Source organism: Stenotrophomonas sp. G4 (assembly GCF_003428825.1).
Lineage (GTDB): Bacteria > Pseudomonadota > Gammaproteobacteria > Xanthomonadales > Xanthomonadaceae > Stenotrophomonas > Stenotrophomonas indicatrix.
Window position 1 is genome coordinate 330,339 of sequence record NZ_CP031741.1, and the last position, 20,422, is coordinate 350,760.

Sequence of the window (20,422 nt, forward strand, 5' to 3'; positions counted from 1 at the left end):
GCAATGCCAGTCTCCACGATCAACCGCCCGATGACGTCCGCCACCGCCCGTTACGCTGATTCCCTGCGCCTGTCCGTCGCCCCCATGATGGACTGGACGGACCGCCATTGCCGGGTGTTCCACCGCCTGCTGGCGCCGGGTGCGCGGCTGTACACCGAAATGGTGCACGCCAATGCGGTCATCCATGGCGATCGCCAGCGCCTGCTCGGTTTCGATGCCAGCGAACAGCCGCTGGCACTGCAGCTCGGTGGCAGCGATCCGGCCCTGCTGGCGCAGGCCGCGCGCATCGCCGCCGACTGGGGCTACGACGAGGTCAACCTCAACTGCGGCTGCCCGTCCGACCGCGTGCAGGCCGGGCGTTTCGGTGCCTGCCTGATGCGCGAGCCGGTGCTGGTGGCCGAATGCGTGTCGGCCATGGTCGAGGCGGTGGACATCCCGGTAACGGTGAAATGCCGCCTGGGCGTGGACGAGGACGACAACTACGAGGTATTCGCCAGTTTCGTCGACCGCCAGGTCAAGGCCGGCGCCGCGATGGTGGTGGTGCACGCCCGTAACGCCTGGCTGAAGGGCCTGTCGCCGAAGGAGAACCGCGAGGTTCCGCCGTTGAAGTACGACTGGGCCTACCGGCTGAAGCAGGAGCGCCCGGCACTGCCGGTGGTGCTCAATGGTGGCCTGGCCAGCATCGAGGCGGTGCAGGCGCAGGCCGCGCACGTCGATGGCGTGATGCTGGGCCGCGCGGCCTACCACGACCCTTACCTGCTGCATCAGCTGGAAGCGCTGCAGACCGGCGCGCCGCTGCGTCCGCGCGGCGAGCTGCTGCGCGCCCTGCGCCCGTACATCGAAGCCCGCTTGGGCGAGGGCCTGGCCCTCAAGCACATCACCCGCCACATCCTCGGCCTGTTCCACGGACAGCCCGGTGGCCGCGCATTCCGCCAGGTGCTGAGCGAGGGCGCCCATCGCCCCGGTGCCGATTGGAGGCTGGTCGAGCAGGCGCTGTCCGTCACCGAACGCGAAGCCGATCGCGCCGCCGCGTGACGTCAGTCACATTCCTGACTTGACAAGGGCGGTGGTTTGGTCCCGAATGTTCACTTAGCTGAACAACGGCCTGGAACATCTGGAAAAGTTCAGACCGGATTCACTGCCCGAAACCAAGAATTTGCAAAAGATTTGTAAAGATCTGTAAAACGCCGGGTTCCATTCCGGTGCCCGGATTTACGACTTTTGAACGAATCGCCGTGCTCGGCTAGGATCGCATCGATGTCTTCCGCTCCCTTCCACCGCTGTATTGCCCTGGCCACCTGCGTGGTCCTGGCGGCTGCCCCGCTGTCTTCAGCGCTGGCGCAGGACCCGCAGCGGGAACAGGGGCGCGCAGAAATGATGGAGCGCGGAGGCCGTGGCGCCAGCAACGAGCGGTCGCTGTCCGATGCCGTGCGCCGCGTGCAGCGCACCACCGGTGGCCACATCCTGGGTGCCGAGCGTGTGCCGTTCGATGGTCGTGACATCAACCGGGTCAAATACATGGACGACCGCGGTCGGGTCCGCTACATGGACGACCCCGCCCCTGCACGTTCACAACCGCGCACGCCGCGGTCGGATATGTCATCACTACGCGGCGATAACCCCTGAACAGGGATAGTTGTCGCTATCAACCCGTACCCACAGGCCTCCGGGCCGCACCCAGCACACTAGGGAGAGTTCATGCGTATCCTTCTGGTCGAAGACGAAGCCCCGCTGCGTGAGACCCTGGCAGCCCGGCTCAAGCGCGAAGGTTTTGCCGTCGATGCAGCGCAGGACGGCGAAGAAGGCCTGTACATGGGCCGCGAAGTGCCGTTCGACGTCGGCATCATCGACCTCGGCTTGCCCAAGATGTCGGGCATGGAGCTGATCAAGGCCCTGCGCGACGAAGGCAAGAAGTTCCCGGTGCTGATCCTGACCGCGCGTTCGAGCTGGCAGGACAAGGTCGAGGGCCTGAAGCAGGGCGCCGACGATTACCTGGTCAAGCCGTTCCATGTGGAAGAGTTGCTGGCCCGCGTCAACGCGCTGCTGCGCCGCGCCGCCGGCTGGAGCAAGCCGACCCTGGAATGCGGCCCGGTGGCCCTGGATCTGGCAGCGCAGACCGTCAGCGTGGCCGGCAGCAATGTCGACCTCACCAGCTACGAGTACAAGGTGCTGGAGTACCTGATGATGCATGCCGGTGAACTGGTCTCCAAGGCCGACCTCACCGAGCACATCTACCAGCAGGACTTCGATCGTGACTCGAACGTGCTGGAAGTGTTCATCGGCCGCCTGCGCAAGAAGCTGGACCCGGATGGCGAACTGAAGCCGATCGAGACCGTACGCGGTCGTGGCTACCGCTTCGCGATTCCGCGCAACGAGGGCTGAGGCCTTCAGCAGGCGATAAACGATGTCCGGCCGTCTGTGGTTCTTCCGACGCTGGCGGCCGCGCTCTCTGCAGGCGCGCCAGATGTTCGCCGCGTCCGTGGGCCTGGTCGCGTTCCTGGCCTTGGCCGGTTACGCGCTTGATGCCGCCTTCGCCGATACGGCGAAGGCGAACCTGCGCGAGCGCCTGAAGAACTATGCCACCGCCTATGCGGCCGGCATCGACTTCACCCGCGACCGCTCGCTGTACATCCGCGAGCAGCCGCCGGATCCGCGTTTCGACGTGCCCGGCAGCGGCCTGTACCTGCAGGTCGTCATGCCCGACGGCAAGGGCAATTCGATGTCCGCCGAAGGCCCGATGCTGCCCACCGTCGGCGGTGGCCTGCTGGCCCCGCGCCAGGAAGTCTTCGAGGGCCCGCTGCCGATGATCCAGATCGACGGCAGCCAAGGCTCGGTGTATCGCTATGGTCTGGGCCTGGTGTGGGATGCCGACGCCGACCCGGCCACCGAATTCCCGTACACCATCTACGTAATGGAAGACTCGCGCGCGCTGGGTGCGCAGCTGCGCGTGTTCCGCAGCCGGGTCTGGTTCTACCTGGGCGGCATCGGCCTGATCCTGCTGCTGCTGCAGACGGTCATCCTGCAGTGGAGCCTGCGCCCGTTGCGGCGGGTGATCACCGAACTGACCAAGGTCCAGCGCGGCGAGACCGAGCGCATGAGCGAGCGCCACCCGCGAGAGCTGGAGCCGTTGACCGACAGCATCAATGCCTTCATCGAGGGCGAGCGTGAGAACCTCGAACGCCAGCGCAATACCCTGGCCGACCTGGCGCACAGCCTGAAGACGCCGATTGCGGTGCTGCGTACGCAGATGGACAGCGGCGCCGGCGATGGCGCCCTGCGCGAAGAGCTGGACGTGCAGCTGCAGCGCATGAACAACCTGGTGTCCTACCAGCTGGCACGCGCGGCCTCGTCGGGGCACAAGCTGTTCTCGGCACCGCTGCCGATCGAATCCAACGCCGAGGAAATCGTGCGCGGCCTGGAGAAGGTCTACGCGTCCAAGGGCGTGCTGTGCGAATTCGACATCGACCCGGCCGCGCGCTTCCACGGCGAACCGGGTGACCTGCAGGAACTGCTGGGCAACCTGCTGGAGAACGCGTTCAAGTGGGCCAAGCGCCGCGTGCTGCTGACCGCGCAACCGTTGCCGGCGCCGAATGCGCGTCGCGCCGGCCTGCTGCTGGCAGTGGATGACGATGGCCCGGGTATTGCTCCGGAGGACATCGGCAAGGTGCTGCAGCGTGGCGTGCGCGGCGATGAGCGCGTACAGGGCCACGGCATCGGCCTGTCGATCGTGCAGGACCTGATCAAGGATTACCGCGGCGAGCTGCAGGTGTCCCGTTCCAGCGAACTGGGCGGCGCCCGGTTCGAAGTGCGGCTGCCGCCGGGGCCGTAACGATCCGTTGCAACCCGATCCGGTCGACGTGGACCCTCGGGTAGCGCCGGGCCATGCCCGGCGGACGGATGAATCACCCGACCATTGCCGGCGGCTCACCATAGAACCGCCGCAGATGCGCAGCCACCTCCGGCAACGCTTCGGCCAGCAGGTCCGGCGCAGAGAAGTGGTACTCGCTGGCCACCGCGAAGAACTCTTCCGGCGCCTCGGCCGCATACGGATCGATCAGTGTTTCCACGCCGGCATCCACCTGCGCACAGAACGCGTCGTACGATCTCTGGAAGTCAGCAGCCCACTCGCGTTGCCACGCACGCGGCAACGGCGGCGTGCCGTCCATCGCACCGTCGAGCGCATCCAGCTTGTGCACCATTTCATGCACGGCCACGCAGTAACCCTCATGCGGTGCCGCCAGGTCGGCCTGCACATCGGCCCACGAAAGAATCAACGGACCGCTGTCCCACGACTCGCCGATCAGCTCGTCATCCCACTCGTGCAGTACGCCGGCAGCGTCCATATGGCTGCGATGCACGCGGAACGCATCGGGGTAGACGATCAGCTGCGACCAGCCTTCCAGCCCCACCTCGCCGAACTCCAGCAGCGGCAGGCAGCACAGTGCAGCCAGCAGCACGCCATCGGCCGGCTGCAGCTGCAGGTAACCGATCGGGGAAATGGTCTTCTCATGCAGGAAGCGCGTGGTCAGCGCGCGCAGGCGTGCATGCCGTTCGTCGTCCAGGCCGCGCAACCACGCTGCGCGGTGGCAGGCATCGTTCCAGTGTGCGTCTTCGATCGGTCGCGGCGCGGGCCGCAACCACTGCAGCAACGACTTGATCAGCGGAACATACCCGGAAGGTAGCTGTGCCACTTCGGCGCCCGGATGCGCTGCAGTACATCGTCGTCGCCGCCACCGCCGCTGCTGGTCGCGGCGGCCGGACGTACCGGTGCCGGCTTGGCGGCCGTCGCTGTCGGCGCGTTGGTCGGTGTGCGCTGCGAGGCTGCATCGCTGGCCGAGTAGACGCAGGCGCCACGGCTGTCATCAAGCGCTGCTGTGGCAGATGCCGCGAAGGGCATCGTCAGCAGGATCAGGCAATGGGCATAACGGCGCATTGACGACATCCACGTTAAGGGAAGGTGAGTTCCCGATTCTAGCCCGAACCCGGCGCCAGATTGGAAGCCCGCCGGAACCGGGGCCGGCGGGCGCCGCTGGCGGGTTTCCCGCATAATTCCGTCCTGACCTTGTGGAAGCTGCCGTGGACGATCGCCAATTGCTGGCCAAACTCGCTGCCGGTCGCCTGTCCGGCGACGCCCTGGCCCGTGAGCTGGGCCAGACCCGGGCCGCCATTTGGAAGCGAATTCAAGGGCTTAGGGCCGCCGGCGTCGAGGTTGAAGGGCGCGCAGGCGAGGGTTACGGCCTGACCCGGCCGGTCGACCTGCTGGACGCCGGGGCCATCCGCGCCGGCCTGCCCAAGGAGGCCGCAGCACTGCTGCACGACCTGCAGGTGGCCTGGACGGTGGACTCCACCAACGCCGAATTGCTGCGCTGCAGCGCGCCCCAGCGCGGTGTAAGCGTCCTGTTGGCCGAGCGCCAGACTGGTGGCCGTGGCCGTCGCGGGCGCACCTGGGCGTCGCCGCTGGCCGCGCATGTGTATCTGTCGGTGCTGCGCCTGTTCGAGGGTGGCCTGGGCCGCTTGGCAGGGTTGAGCCTGGTTGCCGGCGTCGCCGTGGCCGAAGCCCTGCACGACCTGGGCTATACGCAGGCGCAGCTGAAGTGGCCGAACGATGTGCTGGTCGATGGCCGCAAGCTGGTGGGCCTGCTCGCCGAGGGTGGTGGCGAATACGCCGGCCCGGCGCGTGCAGTGATCGGCATCGGCATCAACGTGCACATGCCGCCGGCCTTCGCCGAGCAGATCACCCAGCCGTGGGTGGACCTGGACACACTGGCCGGCGCATCGGTGGATCGCAACACGGTGGTGGCCGCGGTGCTGGCACGCCTGCTGCCGGCGCTGGAGGAATTCGACCGGGAGGGGCTGGCGCCGTTCCTGCCGCGTTACGCAGCGTTCGACATGCTGGCCGGGCGCGAAGTGCGCGTGCAGCTGGATGGCGAATGGCAGCACGGTACCGCGCTCGGCCTGGCTGACGATGGCGCGCTGCGCGTGCGTATCGATGGCCGCGAGCGCCTGCTGCATGCCGGCGAAGTCAGTGTGAGAAAAGCATGAGCGACTGGTTGTTCGATCTGGGCAATTCGCGCTTCAAGTTCGCGCCGTTGCAGGATGACCGTGCCGGTGATGTGCAGGCCTGGGCGCATGGCGCCGAAGGCATGGCCGGGCAACCGCCGCACAGCCTGCCCAGTGGCGGCACCGCGTTCGTGGCCAGCGTCGCCGCGCCGTCGCTGACCAGCGCGATGCTCGATCAGCTGCAGCGCCGCTTCGAGCACGTGCATGTGGTGCGTACCAGCGCCCAGTGTGCGGGTGTACGCATTGCCTACGCCAAGCCGGAAAAATTCGGTGTCGACCGCTTCCTGGCGCTGCTGGCTGCCGCCAAGGCACAGCGGCCGGTACTGGTGGTCGGTGTCGGCACCGCGCTGACCATCGACCTGCTGGATGCCAACGGCCAGCATCACGGTGGACGCATTTCCGCCTCGCCGACCACCATGCGCGAGGCGCTGCACGCGCGCGCGGTGCAGCTGCCGGCCAGCGGCGGTGACTACAGCGAATTCGCCAACGACACCGCCGATGCGCTGGCCTCCGGCTGCGATGGTGCCGCCGTGGCGCTGGTTGAACGCAGCGCCCGCCAGGCACAGGCGCTGTTGGGCGTCATGCCGTCGCTGCTGGTGCATGGCGGTGGTGCACCCGCGCTGATGCCGCTGCTGGACGGCGCCGACTACCACCCCTCGCTGGTGCTGGATGGCCTCGCCCGCTGGGCGGTGCACCAGCCCGCAGGCTAGTATCGGCGCATGCTGACCCGTGCCCTGATCGTCGTGCTGGCGATCCTCAATCTTGGTGTTGCCACCTGGTGGCTGCTGCGCGATGAACCCGCGCGCGCGCCGTTGCCACCGCCCCCGACCGGCGTGGCCGAGCTGCGCTGGTTGCCCGGTGGCACCGATGCGGCCGTGGCCGCGCAGGCCTCGGCAGCGGCACCCACTGAAGCACTGGTGGAGCGTGAGGCGGCGCCGGCTACCGCAGTGACCGCTGCACCTGCGCCGGCAGCGGCGTTGCCTCCGGCACCCAGCAAGCCCGCCGAACCAGTGAAGGCGCCTGAGCCGCTGGCCGCCGTCGCCAAGCCAGCGCCCGAACCGGTGGCCGAGAAACCCGCAGCCCCGGCCTTACCGCCGCGTTGCCTGGCGCTGGGCCCGTTCGCCGACCGCGCCGCTGCCACCGCCGCACAGGGCCGTGCGGGCAACCTGCTGAGCCAGGTGCGCCTGCGCGAGCAGCCCGCCGCCAGCGGCAGTGCCCGTTACCGCGTGCTGCTGCCCGCTGCCGCCAGCCGCGATGACGCGCAGGCCACGGTCAAGCGCATCGTCGCCGCCGGCTTGAGCGACTACTACATCATCAGCCAGGGCGACGAGACCAACGCCATTGCGCTGGGCCAGTACCGCAACCGCGAGGGCGCCGAACGGCGCATGGCCGCGGTGCAGGCCGCCGGCTTCCAGCCGCGCCTGGTGGCCAGTGGTGATGCCGGCCAATGGTGGCTGGAAGGGCAGCTGGCCACCGGCAGCGAACCGGCCCAGGCACAGCAGCGCAGTGGCGCCGCGCAGCAACGGTCGCTGGAATGCACGCGACTGCGCTAGAATTCCCAAACCACGGCGCTGCCGTCGGCGTTTCACCCCGTGCCGCTTTAGCTCAGTTGGTAGAGCAACTGTCTTGTAAACAGTAGGTCATCCGTTCGATTCGGATAAGCGGCACCACTTCGGAAGCGCCGAAACCCATTGAAAACAGGGGTTTCAACGAAGAAGGCCAGCGCGGTGCGCTGGCCTTTTTGCGTCTACCGGGAAAATTAGCGGCTCTTTTTGGGTTTCACGGCCGCTTTGACCACCGGCACGGAATGGTCGTACAGCTGACGCATGGCCTCCGTTACGTGGCCACCAGCACCCTTGTCTTCGCTGTCGGTGATTCCCCGATGTTTCAGGCCGTGGAGCGCAAAGCGAGTTCCTTCTCGATCACGCCCTCAGCAATCGCACGGCGGACCATGCGTTGCCAGGCGCTGTCGAGGGCGGATTTCGTGAGCGGGGTGCCGGACTCCGAAACCAGAAGGCGTCGTTGCTCAGGTTTGATCGGTACCGGCCGCCCATGGATCCGCATCCGTTCGTCCCGGTAGGACTGTAGCCACTTCACGGCCGCGCGCAGATCTTTGGTCCACAGCGTCACCTTGTCACGCGAGCCCTTTCGGCGATTGCTGCGAATGCCCTCCGTCTGCAGATGGGCGTCGGTGAGAGTGTCCACCTCAATGCCGCGCAGGCGAACCGCGTAGGCCAGCACCATCACTGCAGGGAGATACGGGGGGCAGCTGCCTGCGGTATGCGCTTGCCGGCTGGCGCATGCGCGGGCGAATCGCAGCACCGCGTCAAACGAATCGTGGTCAGGCATGCGTGCGTCGCGCTTCTCACGAACCTTGCGGATACCGTCGGCGGGATTGGTAGTGCAGTGGCCGTGTCGGATACCCCACGCAAAGAGGCGTCGTAGATAACTGGCGACGCGGTTCGCCGCTGCCGGGGTCGCTGGGATCCCCGGCAGCTTTCCGCAGGCCGGTCGGCCGGTGGCCAGCGTCTCCACTACGCGCTGCAGTACCGGCACCGATAGATGCTCTACGCGCTGTTGGCCGAGCATGCGGCCATCGCGCAACAGATATCCGCATGCTTTCGTTGCGCAGTAGTCGTAACCCTCCCTCGACTTGGCGGAGAGGTCCAGATACTCGCTGGACTTCTTGAAAATCCCGGTCAGGTGATCGAGCGAACCACATCACCTTCGGCATGGCCTACGTTGAGCGCCGCCGCGCCATGTCGGGCGCCAATCACTCTCTGGCCGTGCCGCTGGCGAAGTACGTGCGTCGGGGGGTGGAACCGGGCGAGTTCTTCCAGATCCGCGCCGGCCATATCGAGCATGAGTTCGCTCGCGGCGATGTCCTCCAGCTGCGCGAGGCCGATGTTGACCAGGAGATTTACGGGCTACCGGAATGGATGCCGGCTGTTCAGTCGGCCCTGGTGAACGAATCGGCGACGCTGTTCCGCCGGAAGTACTACAACAACGGTTCGCACGCCGGGTTCATCTTGTACCTGACCGACTTGCTGACCGAGAAGGATGATGTGGACGGCATCCGAAACGCGCTTCGCGAGTCGCGCGGACCGGGCAATTTCCGCAACCTGTTCCTGCACTCGCCGGGCGGGAGCAAGGACGGGTTGAAACTGATTCCCGTCAGCGAGGTTGCTGCGAAGGATGAGTTCACCGGCATCAAGAGCGTGACTCGTGACGACATGCTGGCGTCCCTTCGGACACCGCCGCAGCTGCTGGGCATCGTGCCGCAGAACAGCGGTGGCTTTGGCTCGATCCGCGAGGCGGCGACCGTGTGGACTGCGATGGAACTGTCGCCCCTGCAGACGCGGCTGACCGCGCTCAATGAGTGGCTGGGCGATGAAGTAATCCGATTCAATCCCTTCGAGTTGGGGCCGACTACCTGAGCCTTATGCGACGCAGCTCACATCGGCAGCGGGCGCTGACCGTCAGTCGGATTCGTGTATGCCTGCCAGCGGCTCTGAAACGCGGTAATCAATCCGTGGAGCTTGGCCGCAGTTGGCTCCAGCTCCTCCCTGGGGCGGTGCTGGGCGGACACGATCAGTCCCGTCATACCGACTGCGCGACGACGTTGGCAAGATCACGGTCTGCCAGGTCTGAGCCAGTTATATCTATCGAAGATTCGCTATTTCTCTTTGAATCTGCTGGCACCTCAGCAGCATCAGCTCGCCACTCCTTGATCCTATTTGAATGATCCCGTTCTCCAAGAAGGGATAAGTTTCTAGGCGGACCCGATACGCCGATTGCGAGGAATCGACTACCGCATGATCGTCTGAGGCGAGGGGAGCTCCCGGTAAGCTCTCTTCCATGACGATGCCATTGATTTCAAGTTGCGCGCAGAGCCCCGCGTAGTAGGCGCTTCTTTCGTCCAAAGCTCGCGGATGTCCTGTTGAGTGGCCTAGTGCATGAAGGGTCTCGTGAGCAACCAGATCAACCAAATTGGCGAAGGTCTTGTCTCGATCCGCGTGGACCGGTACGGCGAGTGCCAGAGTTCTGCCGGTTGAATACCAGCCGAAAGATCTTGCCCGCACGGTTGTCGCGATACCTTCAGGCGCTAGAAGGATTCGATATTTGTTGGAACTGGCCGGTATCCAAGATTCGGCGAACCTTGCCGCCGCATCGACCCGCGTGCAGAGCTTCTGGACGTCGATTGACGGCTCATCTGTGAGCCTCAAGGTAATTTCTCGCTCAGTACCTGTGCATTGAACGGTTCGCGGGGAGCTAGTGGCGTGTCGGCCGGGGACAATGGACCGAGTATAGAAATAGCGGAATGGCCCTAGGGGTATGGAAACAACTTCGGTGTATCCAGTGGGTGGCAACCCTTTGGGCAGGTGTCCATTGGCTGCGCAGCCAGAAAGGCAGGCGGCGCAAAAATAGAATAGAAGGCGTGCGACCTGATGCATCTCATCCCAACATGAAAGCGGGCGCGATACGCGCCCGCTCAAGGCGACGGATACTACATTTCCATGCAAAGATGTGGCGAGGGATGATTAACACAGTCGCGCCCTTCGAACTCCAGATAGTAACTCGCCTTGGTGACGCCCTCTTGCTTAGCTTGGCCGGCTATTACCTGCAGGCCACTCCCATAGGCAGAGTCGAATGGTACGAGATCGTAGGACAAGGAGTCCCCATTGCCAACATTGGCATAGATCCACGCATTCACAGCGTTTGGATCCGCAACTCGGATCACTGTCCCTGTTCGCACCCATGAGAACGTTTGCGATGCACTGATTGCACCGGTTGCCGAATTCTTCACACGAAGGACGGCACTGCCAGCTGATGGATAGGGAATCGTGGAGCCAGAAGTATCCAACTCGAACGTTGCCGCATCAGGAAGCACATCTAGAGTGGACAAAAGAGAGTTGTAGAGTGACTTTTTGCCGTCGCCGCCACCCTCCCAGATCACCTCCACGCCAGCCTTGCACTCACCGCCTCCGGCTTGCTTTCCACTGCATTCGCCATAGGCCCTTACACTTTTCATGGCGCATCCGCTCAAGATCAGCGCCGAGCTCAGTGCCATTGCAGAAAGGGCTAAAACCTTCGAAATTTTCACGACCATGCTAGATCTCTCCGTAGTCTAGGGATTCGCGCAATTATCGTGACGGAATCGACGCCGTCTTCACATATCTAACACGATGGTGAGCGGATGGCTGTGATGAATATCTCGTTTAGCATTGGCGATTGTATATGCAGTGTCTGAACGACTTAGTACGTGACGCGGGCTAGCGCTAATGTCTCGACTCCCAGCGAGTGGGCCAGGCCGGGGGCCATCCTCGAGGGCCCGTTGTGTGCGTTTTCCACGCGCCGTGGTCCACGGTGCCGCTCACGCGCTGGAAGGCCACCGGGAAAAATTGTCTCGCTCCCTAGCAACCGCCTGAGTTTCACGAACGCTGACCGGGAAAAAAGAACCGTCTAGGCAATTGATTCTTGGGCTTACTCCAACTACCTTGTAAACAGTAGGTCATCCGTTCGATTCGGATAAGCACCATCTCCCGACAATCTCCATTGCCCCTTTGTTGCATGGCGCCGGCTAGTGTCTGTGTGCCTACGCCGCATGCAGCTGCAGCTCCACATACTCCGCCAATCCCCGGCACGCCAGCAGCAGCCCTTCGCGCGTTCCGTCGCCGATCTGCTGCTCGTCGCCTCCATCGACCCGCACGCGCTCGGCGGCGTGGAATATTTCCAGCAAGGTGCTCAGCCCGGCAGCGGCGCGGACGGCGCGCGCCATGGCCATGCCCTGGCCGGGTGTCAGCGTTGGCCCGCGCCATGGCCATGCCCTGGCCGGGTGTCAGCGTTGGCCCGCGCCACGGCTGACCGTCGGCACCATCGCCGTTGCGGATGCGCTGCAGGCAGCCTTGCAACGTGATCGGGTCCGGGACATCGACGGCGGCGAACGCGGCTTCCAACGGCTGCGCAAGCTCGGGGGGGCAGGCGTTCGGCGGCCTCGCCCAGCGTGGCGGTCAGATAGGGATAGTCAGGAGCGGACATGTGGGCATCCTCGGGTGCGGCAGAGGCGCCACCGGCAGAGGGTGGCGGGCGATGCGTGGTTTCCAATACCGGAGTCGATGAACCGGCGGGCACAAGGCCCCCACGCACCGCCCGCCATAAGGCAGCAGACGGATTGCCAGCCGGCGCCACCTGCAAGAGGCGACGCCGGCTGACAAGCGTAAACATCATCGACTACTCGGGATTGGAAGCCCGGCCACCAGTTGTGGGTGGCAATTAATCATGCGCACGCAGAATCACGGGCTGCCAGTCGATTGTTCCGATGGCATCGCGCTGATTAAAAGGAAAAATGAATTATCGCAATTGGCTTGTTGCGGCCAATCCCGAGGCACAAACGACATTCTGCGCGGCGTACTATTGGAGCCTGAAACAGGCCGGAGCGCCGCGATCGTGCGGCGTAACGCCGCCGTGTCGTGTCAAGCCAACTTAACCGCGTCCCCAAGCGGCCCACTCAACCGTCATACGCACCCGCGCGGCGATCAACGCGTCCCCGGATCACCCGGCACAAGATGCCGCCACGGGAACACATCCTTGGCGAAATGGCTGACATAGCCTCCCGTCGCGGCCTGGATGACCATGAACGACAACCGTGGGCGCATGGCCTGCAGCGTCTGCAGCTGCGCCACATCCAACGCGCTGTTTCGCAACCGGAAGGTGTGTAGCGCATCGAAGGCTTGGCTGGCGAACAAGCGCTCATAAGCCGCGAAAGGCGTGACCGCATCGGTCTCACGGGCATCAGCCCAGACGAATTGCAGCTCCGTCGATTCGCAAAAATCCAGCAGGCCCAGGGCAGGCAGGTTGCGTGATCCGGCAAGGTTGTCGATGAAGCGCTGCGTGTCCGAGCCACCACCGATGCGCAGGCTGTGCAGGTGCGGCAGCGGCACCTCGAAGAACGCGGCATCCGGTGCATTCGGCACCACCAGTTCGCTGAGGTACGGCGCCCTGGAAACGAAGCGGGCGATCTCGCCGTCTTCTTCCATGATGGTGCCCGCGCGCTGCACCAGCGACATGTTGTGGTCGGCCGGTTCTGTGGGGGAGATCGACAGCGAGCGCAGGCGTGGGAAACGCACATCGCTGTCCAGCAGCGCGGTGAACTCCCATTCGCGCGTGCCATTGGCACCCTCGTCCGGGCCGGTGAACGACAGCGACATGATCGCATCGGCCACGCCCTGGTCGGACAGGCAGGCCAGCGTCCACGCGAATGGCTCTTCCCATGGGTTGCCGAAGAACTCCACGTGTAGGCCGCCGTACAACGGCGCCACGGTCACCCGCTCCTGCAGCGCTGCCCACAGCGGGCTGGCTGGGCCCTGGATGTCCAGTTCATGTTCGGCCGCGGCGTCCAGGGTGAAGGCATGGATGCGTTGCTGCAGCGCCAGCAGCTGCTGCTGTGCGTGGTCGAAGGGTGCAGCTGTCATGTGTGCATACCGGACGTCCGTGTGATCCGCCCGATGATAGCGCTGGCCCGATGGCGATGGCCTGCGGCACGTGATCGGTGGCTGGATGTTCCTCACGGTCGAGCAACTCCGGCAGCCCCCATACTGGTGCCCTCCGCTCAATTCTCACGAGGAAGCCGACCATGCGCCGCCACCGCCTGCCGTTGACCGTCGCGCTGCTCGCCAGCGCCTTCACAGCACCGGCGATGGCCGCCGTGCCGTTCTTCAATGCCAGCTGTCCCGGTGGGCTGGATGTCCATGCAGACGAGGGCGGGCCGGTCTACGTGCAGGGCCGCGAAACCACGCTCAAGCGCTTCAACGATCGCTATTTCGAAGCGCGCGATGCCAACAGCGGCACCACGCTTTCAATCAGCACCGGTGACGACGGTACGCCGCAGGTCAGCTACACCGGACGCGGCGGTGCCAACGGCATCTGCCAGGTCAGCAACAACGGCACGCCGGCGGCTGCCGTGGAAGGCGGCAGGCACCACCGTGATCAGGATCGCGATGACGATGCAGCACTGCCACGCGAGGTGACCTGCGAATCCACCGACCAGCGCCAAGTGTCCTGTGACATGGACACGCGCGGCAATGTGGAGATCGTGCGCCAGCTCAGCCGTACCCGTTGCGAGCAGGGAAGCAACTGGGGCCTGTCGCGGCATTCGGTCTGGGTCAATGGCGGCTGCCGCGCGACGTTCCGCAATACTTCGCGGGTGTCGTATACGGCTCCCAGCGGTGACGATGCGCTGGAGGCCTGCAACGTGCGCAAGGGTGCGCAGGGCAGGGTAGTGACCCAAGTGCCGGTGGGCAGCGATTACAAAGAACTCATCATCGACTACCCCGAGGGCCGCTTCCTGTGCATGATGCGCAACGACGGCCGGGTGCAGAGCGTGACGCCGATTCGCCGCCGCGGGGGTTGAGCTCATCGTGCCTGCAGCCCTAAGGTGACCACCCTTACACCCGTCTGGCGGCACCACCATGTCCCATCTTCTGGCCAAGGCAGCCGAGAAACAGGATCTTGACCGAATCGACGCATTGCTGGATGCGGGTGCCGATATCGAGTGGCAGCACAAGGGCACCGGACGTACTCCGCTGCTTTCGGCTGTGATCGCCGGAAAGGCTGACTCGGTGTCGCGGCTTTTGGACCGTGGCGCCAACATCCAGCACGCCTGCGCTGCACTGGGTTACACCGCGTTGGGTTGGGCTGCCGATGCGGGCGACACCAAAATCGGATGCATGCTGATTGCACGCGGCGCATTGCTGGATGTCGCTTCGCCGCAATCGAGGTACACGCCGCTTATGTTGGCGTCTTCGGGCGGGCATCTGGCGATGGTCGAGCTATTGCTGGACAGTGGAGCTGCCATCGCACCATTGAATTTCGAGGGGCGAAACGCACTCGCCATTGCCGATACCCGCAAGCACGAGGACGTGGTAGCGCGTTTGAAGGTGGCGGGGGCGCAGGTGCCGCCGGTGTTGGTAGAGGCGCCGGCGCTTGAGTGGCCCGAGCCAGATGCGGGAGGTGAACCCGCGTCAGTAGTGCGCGGCTACCTGTTGGCTTATCACGAGTGGGAAACGCGTGGCTACAAGGATTCCCGCTCCGGCGGCAACCTTCTGTGCAGCTCAGGCTTCCGACAGGAGAAAGCGGACATCCTGGCGGCGTGGTGTACCGACCGCAAACGGGTCTACTCAACTGGTGTTTCGGTCGGGAGCCCCCGACGGTACATGCCGGAGGACCTACTGGTAGCAATTGCGAAGCCCGGGGCCTCGAAGGCGGAAGTGCTGGTACGCGACAACCCTCAGAAGTCGCGTTCCCTGCGTTACGAGCACTTGTTCGTACTCAAGCGGGTGGGGGGAAAGTGGCGTATCGACGTGTTGAAGAAGCGCCCGTTCCGAATTGAAAAGTGGTCGTCGGCTATTCTTTGACGGTGACTTTCAATGTCAGCCGCCGATCTTCAGCAGCACTACCCACGCTAGCATCAGGGCGAACATGCCGGCGAACGTCAGGCCAAACCACAGCGCTGCCACCTTCACGTTGCCGATCAACGCTGCCAGCATCCGCTGCGGCTCGCTCTTCAGGATCGGATATTCGGCGTGTGCCTTGCGCAGACGCTGCCAACCCAACCCGAGGAATACCAGGGTCGAGAACGGCACCAGCAGGAGCGTCGCCTGCATCAGCCAGCCATTCGGCGACGCATCCATCGAGCTGCTCAGCAGAATCGCAAAAACGGCGATGGGCAGCGCCCCGATGAAAAAGCGCGGCCAAGCGGTGTTGATGAAGGGCGACATCGCAATCTTCCATGAGGGGCGGTCGGGTCCGCGTGGCATCATGCCATGCGATGGCCCTGCTGCACCGCCGCGAGTGGTGTCACATGCGTCTGGCTAGACTGTGCTTCTTTTTCGTTCGCAGGAGGCACCCATGGCCCATCATCCCGCCGTTACCCTGATCGGCGTCCCCACCGACATCGGGGCGGGTCATCGCGGCGCCCGGCTGGGGCCGGAAGCCCTGCGCGTGGCCGGCCTGCCCGAAGCACTGGAAGCGCGTGGCGTGGACGTGCGCGACCTCGGCAACCTGGACGGCCCGCGCAACCCGTGGACAGCGCCGGTGCAGGGCTACCGTCACCTGGACGAAGTAGTGGCGTGGAACCACGCGCTGATGGAAGCCAGCTACGCCGAACTGCAGGCCGGCCGCATGCCGATCATGCTCGGTGGTGACCACTGCCTGGGCATCGGTTCGATCACTGCCGTCGCGCGCTGGTGCCGCGAGCAGGGCAAGGACCTGCGCGTGCTGTGGCTGGATGCGCATTCGGATTTCAACACCAGTGAAGTGACCCCGTCTGGCAACATCCACGGCATGCCGGTGGCCTGCCTGTGCGGCCTCGGCCCGGATGCGCTGACCAGGCTGGGCGGCACCTCACCGGCGATCAAGCCTTCGCAGGTGCACCAGATCGGCATCCGTTCGGTGGACCCGGAAGAAAAGCGCCTGATCAAGACCCACAAAGTCGATGTCTACGACATGCGCTACATCGACGAGAACGGCATGAAGCGCACCGTGGAAGCGGCGCTGGCCGGCATCGACGAGAACACCCATCTGCACGTCAGCTTCGACGTCGATTTCCTCGACCCGAGCATCGCCCCGGGCGTGGGCACCACCGTGCCGGGCGGGGTGAACTACCGCGAAGCGCAGCTGGTGATGGAGATGATCGCCGACAGTGGCCGCATGGGCTCGCTGGATATCGTCGAACTCAATCCGCTGCTGGACAACCACAACAGCACCGCCGAACTGGCCGTGGACCTGGTCGAAAGCCTGTTCGGGAAATCGACCCTGATGCGCGACTGAGAGGTTCCAGCCTGAACGGTTGGACGAACCGTTCACACGCGCTCCACGCCCCTGCCGCCAGATTGCACCTCACGCGGCAGTGTTTGCTTCGAGCCAGCCTGCCGCCCCGATCAATACAACCGAACCCCGTGAATGAGCGGTGTAGCGGCAAACCCAAGGAGAAGCCCATGAAGCGCGTAGTTGCCCTGATGCTGTTGTCGATGTTCTCGGTGGCCCTGCTGGCCGGTTGCAACACCGTTGCCGGTGCCGGCAAGGACGTGCAGAAGGCTGGTGAGAAGGTTGAGGATGCCGCCAAGGGCAACTGAGCCTGAGGTGGTGCGCACTACGGAAAAGGCCGGGATCTTCCCGGCCTTTTTTCATGCGCGTCTGTCCGCGAGATTCCTTCGGAGCGGTGAACCATTCAAGCAGGTGAGCATGCATTTCATTACGGGTTGACCGCTCTTCAACAGCTGATGCGGCAGGCTGGATGCACGGTAAGAACGCCGTTGCAACCCAGGAGTTCCAGCAATGAACAAAGACATCATTTCCGGCAAGTGGTCGCAGCTGAAGGGCAAGGCTCAGGCCAAGTGGGGCGATCTGACCAACGACGACTTCGATGTGGCAGAGGGCAATGCCGAATATCTGGCGGGCCGCTTGCAGGAGCGCTATGGCTGGGCCAAGGACCGCGCCGAGAGCGAGGTCCGTGATTTCGAGGCCAGCGTGCGCAAGGATTATCCGGACTACAAGTAACACCCGGCTTCTTCTCCCACGTCCGACGCCCGCACCCTACCGGTGCGGGCGTCGTGCTGTGGGGAGATCAGCGTACCGGCGGGTCGGGCACGTAGCGGTTGGGGAAGGCCTGCGGCTGGCGGTCCAGGCGCGAGGGCGGATCGATCAGGATGCCGCGTGCACGCAGGTTGCGGGCGCTGTCGTAGCGCAGCTGCAGCACCTGTGCCGGGCTGCGGGTGGCGCGTTCGAAATCGGTATCGCGCACCGATGAACGCTCACGTGCACCGTGGCCGGTGCCAAGCGCCGGCGCGGGCGACTTCGTGGCGTAGCCTTCGATGCGGCTGGCACTCGCATCGGCTGCGGCCTCGGCGGCCGGCGCAGGTACCGGCAGGCCACGGCGCAGGATCGGTTCTGGACGCCAGCGACGTGCTTCCTCGAACACCGCCACGCCGACCACGCCGACGTTGTCCGGGCGGCCGGTGCGGCTGGCATAGCTGCCGCTGGGGCTGCTGAAGACGAACTGGGCCACTTCGTCCTGGGTCTTGCGCCAGCCGGTGATATCGGCGCGCTGGCCAGGGTTGAGCACGTAACCGGTCTGCGAGGGATCGGCGTCTTCGCCGGAGATGGCGTTGACCCCGTCCACCGACAGCACCACCAGCACCCGTCGCGGGCTGTCGTTGTACAGGCGCACGGCATAGCGGTGGCCGCGCTCACCGGCCACCCAGCGCTGGCCGTCGGCCGGGTAGCTGCGCAGCTCGGTACCGCGGTCGCGGTCGACCAAGGCCACGCGCACCGGGCCGTCCTGCGGCATCGGCGGGGGCAGCGGAGCCGGGCGGAAGCCGGCCAGGGGCAGGATCAGCAGCAGGGGCAGCAGGCGTTTCATCGGGCGTCTCCAGCGGGGTTGGGTGAATGAACGCGCCGGAGGCCCTGACGGGGTTGACCGTGTGCACGGTAAACTGGCCGCGTTCATAGAAGGTTTCCGCACGCAGTCATGACGACCCGAGTCCTTACCGGCATCACCCCCTCCGGCACGCCCCACCTGGGCAACTACGTTGGCGCCATCCGCCCGGCCATTGCGGCCAGCCGCGCGCCGGACATCGAGAGCTTCTTCTTCCTGGCCGATCTGCACAGCCTGATCAAGTCGCAGGACCCGCAGCGCACCCAGCGCGCGACCCTGGAGATCGCTGCCAGCTGGCTGGCCTGTGGCCTGGACCCGGAACACGTGTGGTTCTACCGCCAGAGTGACATCCGCGAGACCACCGAGCTGATGTGGTTCCTGACCGCCATCGCCAGCAAGGGCATCCTCAACCGCGCCCATGCCTACAAGGCGGCGGTGGACAAGAACCGGGAGGAAGGCCAGGACGAGGACGCAGGTGTCAGCGCCGGCCTGTTCATGTACCCGGTGCTGATGGCGGCCGACATCCTGATCTTCAAGGCCAACCAGGTACCGGTGGGCCGTGACCAGATCCAGCACATCGAGATGGCGCGCGACTTCGCCCAGCGCTTCAACCATGTGTACGGAAAGGAATATTTCCCGCTGCCGGACGTGGTGATCGACGAGCAGGTGGCAACCCTGGCGGGCCTGGATGGCCGCAAGATGAGCAAGAGCTACCACAACACCATTCCGCTGTTCGTGCCGCGCGAGGAGCTGAAGAAGCTGGTGTTCTCGATCCTGACCGACTCGCGTGCCCCGGGCGAGCCGAAGGACACCGAAGGTTCGGCGCTGTTCCAGATGTACCAGGCGTTCGCCACCCCGGAGCAGACCGCTGCCTTCGCCAAGGCCTTCGCCGATGGCATCAGCTGGGGCGATGCCAAGCAGCAGCTGTTCGAGCGCATCGACAGCGAACTGTCGCCACTGCGCGAGCGCTACAACGCGCTGATGGCCGAGCCGGAGAAGATCGAAGCACTGCTCAAGCGCCGTGGCCAGCAGTTGCGTGAGCAGTTGGCAGCACCGCTGCTGGAAGAACTGCGCCATGCGGTGGGCCTGCGTGATCTGTCCGATGCCGGCAACATCGCCAGCGAAGATGCCGGTGAAGCCCGCGCCGCTCCGCCGCTGTTCAAGCAGTACCGCGAGAAGGACGGCCGTTTCTACTTCAAGCTCACCGCCGGTGACGGCACGCTGCTGATCCAGAGCGAAGGCTTCGACTCGCCGCGCGATGCCGGCCAGCTGATCGCCGTGCTGAAGCAGGCCGAGCAGGGTGACCAGCTGCAGAGCGATCTGTTCAAGCTGGAAGCCGAGGTGGATGCGGTGCTGGCGGCGCTGGCTGTGCTGCGCGCCGACTGATCGGTAGATGCCGACCTTGGTCGGCGCGGTTGAGGGCGAAATGCCGGCCAGCGGCCGGCACTACCACGGCAGTGCACCCATGGCATGATGTGCGTGCGCCTTCGGCGCGATGACATGGAGTCTGCAATGGCCTGGTTGTCGCTGCTGCTGTTCCTGCCCTGGTTCATCCTGCTGGGCAGCCTGTACTGGCTGTTTCCGCGCCAGCCGCGTAGCGCGCGGCGACGCCTGTTCGATGGGGCTACGCTGGCACTGGCGCTGGCCCTGAGCATCGTGGCGATGCTGTGGGGCCACCACATCGGTCTGGTACAACCGGGCGCCGGGCCGATCTGGCCGCAGGTGCTGGCGGTGCTGTATGCCTATGGCGCGTTCCTGGCGGTGCTGGTACTGGCGCTGCTGCTGCGGCCGCGATTTGCATTGCGCCAGGCTGATCGGTAGTGCCGACCGCTGGCCGGCAACTGCATTCAACTGGCTAACCCGGGGTTGCCGGCCAGTGGCCGGCACCATCCGACCAAAGCCGCATCGATCACGCCATGCCGGCGCGCC

General features: G+C 65.0%; 21 protein-coding genes, 1 tRNA gene and 2 pseudogenes. 16 read left to right on the forward strand and 8 right to left on the reverse strand.

All coding sequences use genetic code 11. The annotated features are described in order from the left end of the window. Window positions 1-3: 3 nt before the first annotated feature. The 4 genes from dusA (at window position 4) to D0Y85_RS01460 (ending at window position 3,829) form a co-directional block, all read left to right on the forward strand. The gene (gene dusA / locus D0Y85_RS01445) at window positions 4-1,035 is read left to right on the forward strand and encodes a tRNA dihydrouridine(20/20a) synthase DusA (protein ID WP_117309294.1); all 1,032 of its coding nucleotides are present in this window, start codon (window positions 4-6) and stop codon (window positions 1,033-1,035) included. Between the two features lie 222 nt (window positions 1,036-1,257). After that, a complete protein-coding gene (locus D0Y85_RS01450) occupies window positions 1,258-1,626 on the forward strand; it encodes a hypothetical protein (RefSeq protein ID WP_025878314.1) in 369 nt (122 codons plus the stop codon). 72 nt (window positions 1,627-1,698) lie between these two features. Then, a complete protein-coding gene (locus D0Y85_RS01455; protein WP_004136763.1) occupies window positions 1,699-2,382 on the forward strand; it encodes a response regulator transcription factor in 684 nt (227 codons plus the stop codon). A gap of 22 nt (window positions 2,383-2,404) precedes the next feature. After that, window positions 2,405-3,829, forward strand: coding sequence for a sensor histidine kinase (locus D0Y85_RS01460; RefSeq protein WP_032978238.1), 1,425 nt, complete (start codon window positions 2,405-2,407; stop codon window positions 3,827-3,829). Between the two features lie 73 nt (window positions 3,830-3,902). On the opposite strand, the gene D0Y85_RS01465 is transcribed toward D0Y85_RS01460, so the two are convergent. Continuing rightward, window positions 3,903-4,691, reverse strand: coding sequence for a M90 family metallopeptidase (locus tag D0Y85_RS01465; protein WP_162887601.1), 789 nt, complete (start codon window positions 4,689-4,691; stop codon window positions 3,903-3,905). Next, window positions 4,658-4,933: a hypothetical protein gene (locus tag D0Y85_RS01470; RefSeq protein ID WP_025878320.1), complete on the reverse strand. Its 276-nt coding sequence runs from the start codon at window positions 4,931-4,933 to the stop codon at window positions 4,658-4,660. Before D0Y85_RS01470 ends, D0Y85_RS01465 begins: the two co-directional genes overlap by 34 nt. 143 nt (window positions 4,934-5,076) lie before the next feature. Between D0Y85_RS01470 and birA the strand changes: the two genes are divergently transcribed. The 4 genes from birA to D0Y85_RS01490 all read left to right on the forward strand — a co-directional run bounded on the left by birA (window position 5,077) and on the right by D0Y85_RS01490 (window position 7,730). Then, on the forward strand, window positions 5,077-6,042 hold the full coding sequence (gene birA, locus D0Y85_RS01475) for a bifunctional biotin--[acetyl-CoA-carboxylase] ligase/biotin operon repressor BirA (protein WP_093820899.1): 966 nt from the start codon (window positions 5,077-5,079) through the stop codon (window positions 6,040-6,042). Beyond that, a complete protein-coding gene (locus D0Y85_RS01480; RefSeq protein WP_117309296.1) occupies window positions 6,039-6,770 on the forward strand; it encodes a type III pantothenate kinase in 732 nt (243 codons plus the stop codon). The genes birA and D0Y85_RS01480 overlap by 4 nt, the downstream gene beginning before the upstream one ends. Window positions 6,771-6,779: 9 nt before the next feature. Continuing rightward, window positions 6,780-7,613: an SPOR domain-containing protein gene (locus D0Y85_RS01485; protein WP_117309297.1), complete on the forward strand. Its 834-nt coding sequence runs from the start codon at window positions 6,780-6,782 to the stop codon at window positions 7,611-7,613. A gap of 41 nt (window positions 7,614-7,654) precedes the next feature. Then, window positions 7,655-7,730: transfer RNA gene (locus tag D0Y85_RS01490), tRNA-Thr, on the forward strand. A gap of 217 nt (window positions 7,731-7,947) precedes the next feature. On the opposite strand, the gene D0Y85_RS20735 is transcribed toward D0Y85_RS01490, so the two are convergent. Continuing rightward, entirely contained in the window at window positions 7,948-8,664 is a 717-nt protein-coding gene (locus D0Y85_RS20735) for an integrase (RefSeq protein WP_240329313.1), read from the reverse strand. A gap of 110 nt (window positions 8,665-8,774) precedes the next feature. On the opposite strand from D0Y85_RS20735, the pseudogene D0Y85_RS01500 reads away from it, so the two are divergent. Then, window positions 8,775-9,497, forward strand: a pseudogene (locus D0Y85_RS01500) (Presumed portal vertex protein); the annotation flags it as partial. A 1,070-nt stretch (window positions 9,498-10,567) separates the two neighbouring features. Here the strand turns inward: D0Y85_RS01500 and D0Y85_RS20500 are convergent. The 3 genes and pseudogenes from D0Y85_RS20500 to D0Y85_RS01510 form a co-directional block, all read right to left on the reverse strand. Further along, on the reverse strand, window positions 10,568-11,170 hold the full coding sequence (locus D0Y85_RS20500) for a hypothetical protein (protein ID WP_162887602.1): 603 nt from the start codon (window positions 11,168-11,170) through the stop codon (window positions 10,568-10,570). Between the two features lie 486 nt (window positions 11,171-11,656). Further along, window positions 11,657-12,099: pseudogene (locus D0Y85_RS01505) on the reverse strand (hypothetical protein). A gap of 497 nt (window positions 12,100-12,596) precedes the next feature. Continuing rightward, window positions 12,597-13,532: a hypothetical protein gene (locus D0Y85_RS01510; RefSeq protein WP_117309298.1), complete on the reverse strand. Its 936-nt coding sequence runs from the start codon at window positions 13,530-13,532 to the stop codon at window positions 12,597-12,599. Between the two features lie 161 nt (window positions 13,533-13,693). Between D0Y85_RS01510 and D0Y85_RS01515 the strand changes: the two genes are divergently transcribed. Together D0Y85_RS01515 and D0Y85_RS01520 are read left to right on the forward strand one after the other, a co-directional pair. Continuing rightward, the gene (locus D0Y85_RS01515; protein WP_117309299.1) at window positions 13,694-14,470 is read left to right on the forward strand and encodes a DUF3011 domain-containing protein; all 777 of its coding nucleotides are present in this window, start codon (window positions 13,694-13,696) and stop codon (window positions 14,468-14,470) included. 58 nt (window positions 14,471-14,528) lie between these two features. Next, entirely contained in the window at window positions 14,529-15,473 is a 945-nt protein-coding gene (locus D0Y85_RS01520; protein WP_117309300.1) for an ankyrin repeat domain-containing protein, read from the forward strand. Window positions 15,474-15,488: 15 nt separating this feature from the next. Here the strand turns inward: D0Y85_RS01520 and D0Y85_RS01525 are convergent, their stop codons facing one another. Beyond that, window positions 15,489-15,836 carry a hypothetical protein gene (locus D0Y85_RS01525; RefSeq protein WP_117309301.1) on the reverse strand — a complete coding sequence of 116 codons (348 nt, stop codon included), beginning with the start codon at window positions 15,834-15,836 and terminating at the stop codon, window positions 15,489-15,491. A gap of 130 nt (window positions 15,837-15,966) precedes the next feature. On the opposite strand from D0Y85_RS01525, the gene rocF reads away from it, so the two are divergent. The 3 genes from rocF to D0Y85_RS01540 all read left to right on the forward strand — a co-directional run bounded on the left by rocF (window position 15,967) and on the right by D0Y85_RS01540 (window position 17,616). After that, window positions 15,967-16,887: an arginase gene (rocF, locus tag D0Y85_RS01530; protein WP_080150399.1), complete on the forward strand. Its 921-nt coding sequence runs from the start codon at window positions 15,967-15,969 to the stop codon at window positions 16,885-16,887. A gap of 167 nt (window positions 16,888-17,054) precedes the next feature. Further along, complete coding sequence (locus tag D0Y85_RS01535; RefSeq protein WP_019661832.1) at window positions 17,055-17,192, forward strand: entericidin A/B family lipoprotein; 138 nt, start codon at window positions 17,055-17,057, stop codon at window positions 17,190-17,192. A 202-nt stretch (window positions 17,193-17,394) separates the two neighbouring features. Then, window positions 17,395-17,616: a CsbD family protein gene (locus tag D0Y85_RS01540; RefSeq protein ID WP_117309302.1), complete on the forward strand. Its 222-nt coding sequence runs from the start codon at window positions 17,395-17,397 to the stop codon at window positions 17,614-17,616. Between the two features lie 67 nt (window positions 17,617-17,683). Here D0Y85_RS01540 and D0Y85_RS01545 read toward each other — a convergent pair whose 3' ends face one another. Beyond that, a complete protein-coding gene (locus D0Y85_RS01545) occupies window positions 17,684-18,478 on the reverse strand; it encodes a hypothetical protein (RefSeq protein WP_117309303.1) in 795 nt (264 codons plus the stop codon). 108 nt (window positions 18,479-18,586) lie between these two features. Here D0Y85_RS01545 and D0Y85_RS01550 point away from each other — a divergent pair, with 108 nt between their 5' ends. Next, window positions 18,587-19,879: a tryptophan--tRNA ligase gene (locus tag D0Y85_RS01550; protein WP_117309304.1), complete on the forward strand. Its 1,293-nt coding sequence runs from the start codon at window positions 18,587-18,589 to the stop codon at window positions 19,877-19,879. 126 nt (window positions 19,880-20,005) lie between these two features. Then, window positions 20,006-20,314, forward strand: coding sequence for a hypothetical protein (locus D0Y85_RS01555; RefSeq protein WP_117309305.1), 309 nt, complete (start codon window positions 20,006-20,008; stop codon window positions 20,312-20,314). Window positions 20,315-20,422 lie beyond the last annotated feature (108 nt).